This is a genomic window from Pseudomonas sp. PA-1-3F (assembly GCF_021609665.1).
In the GTDB taxonomy this organism is placed as follows: Bacteria; Pseudomonadota; Gammaproteobacteria; order Pseudomonadales; family Pseudomonadaceae; genus Aquipseudomonas; species Aquipseudomonas paracarnis.
Map to the genome: position 1 here is coordinate 1 of NZ_WJZD01000049.1, position 7,356 is coordinate 7,356.

Annotated in this window: 5 protein-coding genes; all 5 read right to left on the bottom strand. The window is 61.0% G+C overall.

Features of this window, described 5'->3' with window-relative positions; genetic code table 11:
• Positions 1-317: 317 nt before the first annotated feature.
• The 5 genes from GIV26_RS24995 to GIV26_RS25015 all read right to left on the bottom strand — a co-directional run bounded on the left by GIV26_RS24995 (position 318) and on the right by GIV26_RS25015 (position 7,293).
• Positions 318-1,238: a LysR family transcriptional regulator gene (locus GIV26_RS24995; RefSeq protein WP_034125414.1), complete on the bottom strand. Its 921-nt coding sequence runs from the start codon at positions 1,236-1,238 to the stop codon at positions 318-320.
• Between the two features lie 60 nt (positions 1,239-1,298).
• Positions 1,299-2,171: a TauD/TfdA dioxygenase family protein gene (locus GIV26_RS25000; RefSeq protein WP_103299353.1), complete on the bottom strand. Its 873-nt coding sequence runs from the start codon at positions 2,169-2,171 to the stop codon at positions 1,299-1,301.
• A gap of 214 nt (positions 2,172-2,385) precedes the next feature.
• On the bottom strand, positions 2,386-3,750 hold the full coding sequence (locus tag GIV26_RS25005; RefSeq protein WP_014716369.1) for an HlyD family type I secretion periplasmic adaptor subunit: 1,365 nt from the start codon (positions 3,748-3,750) through the stop codon (positions 2,386-2,388).
• Entirely contained in the window at positions 3,740-5,896 is a 2,157-nt protein-coding gene (locus tag GIV26_RS25010) for a type I secretion system permease/ATPase (protein ID WP_034125412.1), read from the bottom strand. The genes GIV26_RS25005 and GIV26_RS25010 overlap by 11 nt, the downstream gene beginning before the upstream one ends.
• Before the next feature lie 41 nt (positions 5,897-5,937).
• A complete protein-coding gene (locus GIV26_RS25015; protein ID WP_034125411.1) occupies positions 5,938-7,293 on the bottom strand; it encodes a TolC family outer membrane protein in 1,356 nt (451 codons plus the stop codon).
• Positions 7,294-7,356 lie beyond the last annotated feature (63 nt).

Genomic DNA, 7,356 nt, shown 5'->3' on the forward strand with positions numbered 1-7,356 from the left:
GCCGATGATGATGCGCGGGCCGAACACGGGTGGGCTCGGGGCCGTAGGTTTGGCTGCGGCCTGGAGGACGGGGGCAGCGAGGGACGTCATGAACAGGTAACTCGGAATGAGAAATACCCGAGCAGTTTAATCAGGCACTCTCATGACAAAAAGTTACTTGTTGGCAGGTTATAAGTGCGCCAGGCGCAACTTTGAACATCAACACTGAACCCTGTGGGAGCTGGCTTGCCTGCGATAGCGCCAGTTCAGTAAGAGATTCAGTGACTGACACGCCGCCTTCGCAGGCAAGCCAGCTCCCACATTCATCCGCGTTCGCTTTATACCGGCTGGGCTTCTAGCCAGGTGGCATGACAGCTTTCGCGCATGGTTTCACGCAGCCATTTGTGCGCCGGGTCTTTGTCGAAACGTGGGTGCCAGGATTGGGCCAGGACCAGGGTTGGCAGTGGAATCGGCAAGGCAAATGCACGCAGTGGCAGGTTCAGACGCTTGGCGCTCAGGAGGGCTTCCTTGGGCACCGGCAGCAGCAGGTCGGAATCGGGCAGCATGAACATCGCACCGTGAAAGCCTGGGGCGATCATGGCCACACGGCGCTCCAGGCCTTGGGCATTCAACGCGGTATCGATGGGCCCACGGGCGATGCCGCGCCGGGAGATGCTGATGTGGGAGTAGCTGGCAAAGCGTGCCGCCGTGATTTCTTCGTCGAACAGCGGGTGGTCTTGTCGTGCCAGGCCGACAAAGGTGGTGGAGAACAGGTTCTGCACCTTCACTTCCGGGCTGGCAGGCATGGTGTTGCTCACCCGCAAGTCCAACCGCCCTTCGCGCAGGGCTTCATCGTCAGTGTCGCCTTCGGGCACAAAGCGCAGCTCACACAACGGCGCCACACGCTCCATGGTGTCGAACAGTCGCCCGCCATACACGCCGATGAAAAAGTCATTGGCGCGCACGCTGAAGCGGCGGCGCAAGGTGCTCAAATCGACTTGGTCCGCCGAACGGAACAGCAACGCAGCCTGCTCCACCACATTGCGCACCTGGCCTTGCAGCTCGAGCGCCTTGGGCGTCGGCACCAGGCCACGGCCGGCACGCACCAGGATCGGGTCACCGACCGCTTCACGGATACGCGTGAGGGTGCGGCTCATGGCGGCCGGGCTGAGGTTCATCCGCCGCGCGGCGCCCACCACACTGCCCTCGTCGAGCAACGCGTCGAGGGCGACCAGCAGGTTCATGTCCGGTAGTTGCATGCCAAGCACTCGTAATCGGTTGGGAGTGAACTGGGCGCAATCCTAGCAGGCTTTATCGGGTTAGAAAGGCGCATCACCCTGAATCGTGGTGCGGTACAACTTGCGGCGCAGGTGGCTTGGGCAACCAGCGGCCAAGTGGATCAGCGAGCGGTTGTCCCAGAACACCAGGTCGTGGGGCTGCCACTGATGACGGTAGATATTTTCCGGCAGCACGCTGTAGGCATAGAGCTGGGCCAGCAGGTCACGGCTTTCGTCATCGGGCAAGCCGACGATACGGGTGGTGAAGCCCTCGCTGACGAACAGCGCCTTACGGCCGTTTTCCGGGTGGGTGCGCACAACGGGGTGCACCACTTCGGCAACCTGGGCGAGCTGTTCGGGGGTAAGGGTTGGGCGCCAGTTGCCTTCGAATTTGGTCTCGCTGTAGCGCGCCGTGTAGGAATGCGCGGCGCTGCGGCCTTCGACCGCGTTGCGCAGGTGACCTGGCAAGTGCTCCCAGGCTTTGTGCATATCGGCGAACAGAGTGTCGCCGCCTTCAGATGGCAGTTCCTGGGCATGCAGCATCGAACCCAGGCTGGGCAGTTCTTTGTATGACAGGTCCGAATGCCAGAACTTGCCTGCATCCCCCAGGCCGATGGATTGGCCGTTCTCGATGATGTTGGAAACGATCAGGATCTCGGGGTGGTTGGCCAACAGGAACTGCTTGAGCACATGGATCTGCAACACGCCGAAACGGCGGCTGAAGGCGATCTGTTGTTCGGGGGTGATGCGTTGGTCGCGGAACACGATGACGTGGTAGTCCAAGTGTGCGCGATGGATGCGGGCGAAGTCCTGGTCGTTGACTGGGCGGGATAAGTCCAGGCCGATGATCTCGGCGCCGACACTGCCGGGGAAGGGGTGGATGTCGAAGGTTTGGAGGGCGGTGGTGGCAGACATTTGATTCATTCCCGGCGGACAGGGGAGTGAATTTATAGGCATAAGGATGGAAGCTTAAATACCGTTAGCGCATATGGATATGGCGTTTGGTTTGAGCTGTAGCGTGATGCTGACGGCTCACCGGGGGCAAGCCCCCTCCCACATTCTGATTGGTGAACACATTCAAATGTGGGAGCTGGCTTGCCTGCGATAAGGTCGGTACGGGCGCTGAAGATCAACGCTCGTGCAACGCCTCGGCCCGCGCCTTGATGATCGGCTTGAGCAGGTAGCTGAGGATGCTTTTCTTGCCGGTGATGATATCCACCGAAGCAACCATGCCGGGGATGATCAGCAGCGGCTTCTCATCGGTGCCCAAGTGGCTGCGGTCGGTGCGCAGAGTGATCATGTAGTAGGTGGTCTTCTTGTCTTCATCAGTGATGGTGTCGGCGCCGATGCGTTCGAGCTTGGCCTTCAGGCCACCGTAGACCGTGTAGTCGTAAGCGGTGAACTTGACCACCGCTTCCTGCCCTGGGTGCAGGAAGGCGATGTCTTGCGGGCGGATCTTGGCTTCTACCAGCAGGGTGTCGTCCAGCGGCACGATTTCAACCATATCGCTGCCCGGCTGGATCACACCCCCAACGGTGTTGACCAGCAACTGCTTGACGATCCCGCGCACTGGCGAGGTGACCAGGGTGCGGCTGACCCGGTCTTCCAGCGCGCGGCCGGTGGACTCGGCCTTGTTCAGTTCAGTACGGGCTTCGTTGAGTTGGGTCAGGGCTTCGCTGCGAAATTTGCCGCGGGTTTCATCGATCTTGCGTTGCACTTCCTTGATCGCCGATTCAGCACGCGGGATCGCCAGGGTGGTGGCGTCCAACTGCCCGCGGGTTTCCATTTCGGCGCGCTTGAGGCGCAGCACTTCTACCGGCGACACCGCGCCCTGGGCCACCAGCGGCTCGGACATGTTGATTTCCTGGCGTTGCAGGGACAACTGGCTGCGGTATTGGCCCTGCTTGGAGGTGAACTCGCGCAGTTCCTGTTGGCGTTGCACGAGTTGCTCCTGCAAGCCGCCGACTTCGTCTTTCAACTGCTGGCGGCGGCTTTCATACAAGGAGCGCTCGTTGGCGGCCTGGCTCGGCGCGGCCTTGAGCACCTCGTCAGGGATGTTCAGCGGGCGGTCATCCACCTGCGCGCTCAAACGCTCGACGCGCAGTTGCATGGCCAGGCGCAGGGCTTCGGTTTCCCCGGCGTTGGAGACAAACCGCGTGTCGTCGAGACGAATCAACGGCGCGCCGGCCTCTACGATCTGGCCTTCCTTGACGTACAGCTCGGCGACGATGCCGCCTTCAAGGTTCTGGATTTTCTGCAGCTTGGACGACGGAATCGCCTTGCCGTCGCCACGGGTCACTTCGTCGATCTGGGAGAAACCGGCCCACACCACCAGAAATACAAAGAACGCGATGATTGCCCAGATGGTCAGGCGGATGACCCGTGGCGCATCTTCGATCAGCGCCTTGTTGACCTCGGGCAGCGGCTGGCCCTGCAGCGAATCGGAGCCTTTGAAGTAGCGGCCGACCGCACTCTTGATGGAGTTAAGCAACACTGATCTGCCCCTTCTTCAACGCTTCCATGACCACGGCTTTCGGGCCGTCCGCGAGAATCTGCCCACGGTCGACCACCAGCAGGCGATCAACCAGGGAGAGCAGTGAGGCTCGGTGCGTGACCAGCACCACGGTTTTGTTTTGCACCACGGCTTGCAGGCGTTGCTTCAAGCGTTCTTCACCGGTGTTGTCCATGGCGCTGGTGGGTTCGTCCAGCAGCAGCATGGGCGGGTTGAGCAGCAGCGCACGGGCCAGTGCAACGTTCTGGCGCTGGCCGCCGGACAGGTTCTGCCCACGCTCGCCGACTTGCAGCTCGTAGCCTTGGGGATGCAGGCGGGCAAATTCGTGCACGCCAGCCAGTTCGGCGGCTTGCAGGACCATTTCATCCTCGACGTAGCGCGCACCGCTGACCAGGTTGTCGCGCAGGGTGCCGGCCAGCAATTGAATGTCTTGGGCGACATAGCCGATGTTGTGGCGCAGTTCGCTCACGTCGATCTGGCGCACGTCCACGCCGTCCACCAGCAAGGAGCCGGAGTCGGGTTGGTAAAGGCCGACGATCAACTTGGCCAGGGAGCTTTTGCCCGAGCCGCTGCGGCCGATGATGCCGATTTTTTCCCCTGGCTTGATCACCAGGTTGATGTTTTTCAGCGCCAGGTTCTGCTGGTTCGGGTAAGTGAAGTTCAGGCCCCGGCACTCGATGGCGCCTTGCAGGGTGCGACGGCTCATGGGGCGCTCTTCGAAGTTGCGCTCCTGAGGCAGCTCCATCATCTGGTCCACCGAGGTCATGGTGACCTTGGCTTGCTGATAGCGCGTCAGCAGGCCCGACAGCGAGGCCAACGGGCTCAAGGCACGACCACTGAGCATGTAGCAGGCAATCAGGCCGCCCATGCTGAGGTTGCCGTCGATGATCTGGTACACGCCGAACACGATCATGATCACGCCGGCCAGTTGCTGGATCAGCAGGGTCATGTTCATCGACAGGCCCGACAGCAACTTCACCCGCAGTTCAAGCCGGCTCAGGGTACCGATGGTCTGTTCCCAGCCGTACTGACGCTCGCTCTCGGCATTGTTGACCTTGACCGCATCGAGCCCGGCGAGGGTTTCGATCAGGCTCGACTGGCGCTCGGCGGCCAGCGCCATGGTGCGTTCCATGGTCGCGACCAGGGGCTTTTGCAAGGCGTAGCCGATGCCCAAGGCCAGTGGGAACGCCAGCACCGGGATCCACACCAGGTGCCCGCCGAGAATGGCGATGACCAGGAAGATCAGCAGCGTAAACGGCAGGTCGATCAGGCTGGTGAGGGTCAGCGACGCGAGGAAGTCGCGCAAGCTTTGAAACTCATGGATGTTCTGCGCGAAGCTGCCGACCCGCGCCGGACGGTATTTCATGGACATGCCGACGATGCGCTCGAACAGCGTGGCCGAGATGATCAGGTCGGTCTTTTTACCGGCCAGGTCCAGGCACAGGCTGCGCAGGCTTTTGAGGATCAGGTCGAACAGGTAGGCACCGCAGATGCCCACGGCCAGCACCCACAGGGTGGCGGTGGCCTGGTTCGGCACAACGCGGTCGTACACGTTCATCACGAACAGCGGCGCGGCCATGGCGATGATGTTGATCAGGAAACTGGCGGCGATGGCGTCGGTGTAGAGCCAGCGTGAACGCATGAGGGTGTCACGGAACCACGAGCGCGCCCGCGGAATCAGGCTGCCGTGGTTGACGTCGAACTTGTGCTGCGGCTGTGCAAAGAAGACTTTGCCGATGTAGTCGTCGGCCAGTGCTTCGCGCTTGATCAGCACTTCACCGCCGTCGCTTTCGCTGAGCAGGATCCGCGCTTCATCTTCGCCCTCCCAGCCCACCAGCACGGTACTGCGACCGTCCTTGAGCAACAGCAGCGCCGGCAGTGCAATGGTCGGGATCTGTTCCAACTTGCGTTGCAGCAGCCGGCCTTGCAACCCGGCCCGCGCAGCGGCACGCGGCAGCAGTTCGGCACTCAAGCGTTGCGAAGGCAGCGGCAGGCCGGTGGTGAGCATGGCCGCACTGGCCGGTTTTTGATGCAGGGCGCAGAGCGCCAACAACCCGTCAAGTAACGGGTCGTCGTGCAGTGCGCGTGGATCATGACTGAGATGAACTCGACTGACTTCAGGTTCCACGCGGGGCACTCTCGACTAACAGATGGGGCTATTGGGGTGGCTCAATTCATCCCAGGCAGTTGGACTTTAGGTTTCACGTCGTTCTGCACGACGGAGGCCATTGGTGCAACCACTCCCTGGCTCTTGAGCAATTCGCCCATGGTCGCCTTGATTCGGTACTGAGTAAATAACTGAATGTTCTTGATTTCTTCCAGGCGGCGGGAAGCGGTGAACAATTCATTTTCGCTGTCGAGCAAATCCAACAGCGTACGTTGACCAAGGCTGAACTGTTGCTGGTAGGACGTGCGTACGCGGGTGCTGTGATCCACGTACTGCTGGGCGACCGGCAATTGCGCATTGGCGTTGTTCAGGGCGTTCCAGGCCAAGCCTAGTTCTTCATTGAGTTGGCGCAAGGCATTGTTACGGATGTCCAGCGCCTGGTTGGCCTGGTAGGACTTCGATTGCAGGTCGGCCTTGTTGCTACCACCGGCGAACAGGTTGAAGCGCATGCGCACCATGGCTTCCCAACCATTGCTGTGGTTGGGATCACCGGAGACGTTGTTGTCGGCGTTGGTACCCAATTCAGCGTCAAAACGCGGATAAAAGTTGGACTTGGCGGCGTCGTACTGCTTCTCGGCGGCAGAGATATCCGACTCGGCCGAACGCAGGATCGGGCTGTTGTCGAGCATCTGGCGACGCGCTTCATTCAGGTCTGCCGGCAGCATGGCCATGAATGGGGCCGGACGCTCGAGTTCGTCGGGCATCTGGCCGACGGCGCTGAGGTAGTTGACCTGCGCATCGGCCAGGTTGGTCTGCTCGGTGATCAAGTTGTTACGGGCCTGGGCCAGGCGCGCTTCGGCCTGGTCCTGGTCGGCACCGTTGCCGACGCCGCGCTCGGTGCGCAACTTGATCTGGTCGTAGATGCGTTCGTGGTTGCGCAGGTTATCTTCGGCCAGGCGTACGAACTCACGACGGGTCAATACTTCCAGGTAAACCTGGGCAACGGTCAGCGCGGTGCGCTCGGAAGTCCCGAGCAAAGAGTAAGCGCGGGAATTAACGTTGGCTTGTTGACGCCCGACTTCGCTGGAGGTGGCGAAACCGTCAAAAATCATTTGCTGCAGGCGCAGGCTGGATTCACCGCGGTTGAGCGTGTCCCAGTGATTGCCGCCAGGGTTGTTGGCGCGGGTGGTGGCGTTGTCGGTTCCTTGGCGGCCGTAACCGGCGTTCAGGTCGACACGCGGCAGGTAGCCGCCTTGTGCGGCGCGCAATTGGTAATCGGCAGCGATGCGGCTGTTAACACCTGCCTGGATTTCCGGGTGTACATCCAATGCCTGTTGCATGGCTTGGGGCAGTGTCTGGGCTTGTACGAAACTGGCGGCGAGAACGAACGGTATTGCCTTGAACAGGTGCAGACGCATTTAAAATTCCCTAGGACTTCTTGTCTCAAATCACAGCGATTGGCACCGCTGCGTCGGATAATG

Bases quoted from the DNA above. Each gene is read 5' to 3' on its own strand.
- GIV26_RS24995 (WP_034125414.1), bottom strand. From the start codon at position 1,238: ATGCAACTACCGGACATGAACCTGCTGGTCGCCCTCGACGCGTTGCTC.
- GIV26_RS25000 (WP_103299353.1), bottom strand. From the start codon at position 2,171: ATGTCTGCCACCACCGCCCTCCAAACCTTCGACATCCACCCCTTCCCC.
- GIV26_RS25015 (WP_034125411.1), bottom strand. From the start codon at position 7,293: ATGCGTCTGCACCTGTTCAAGGCAATACCGTTCGTTCTCGCCGCCAGT.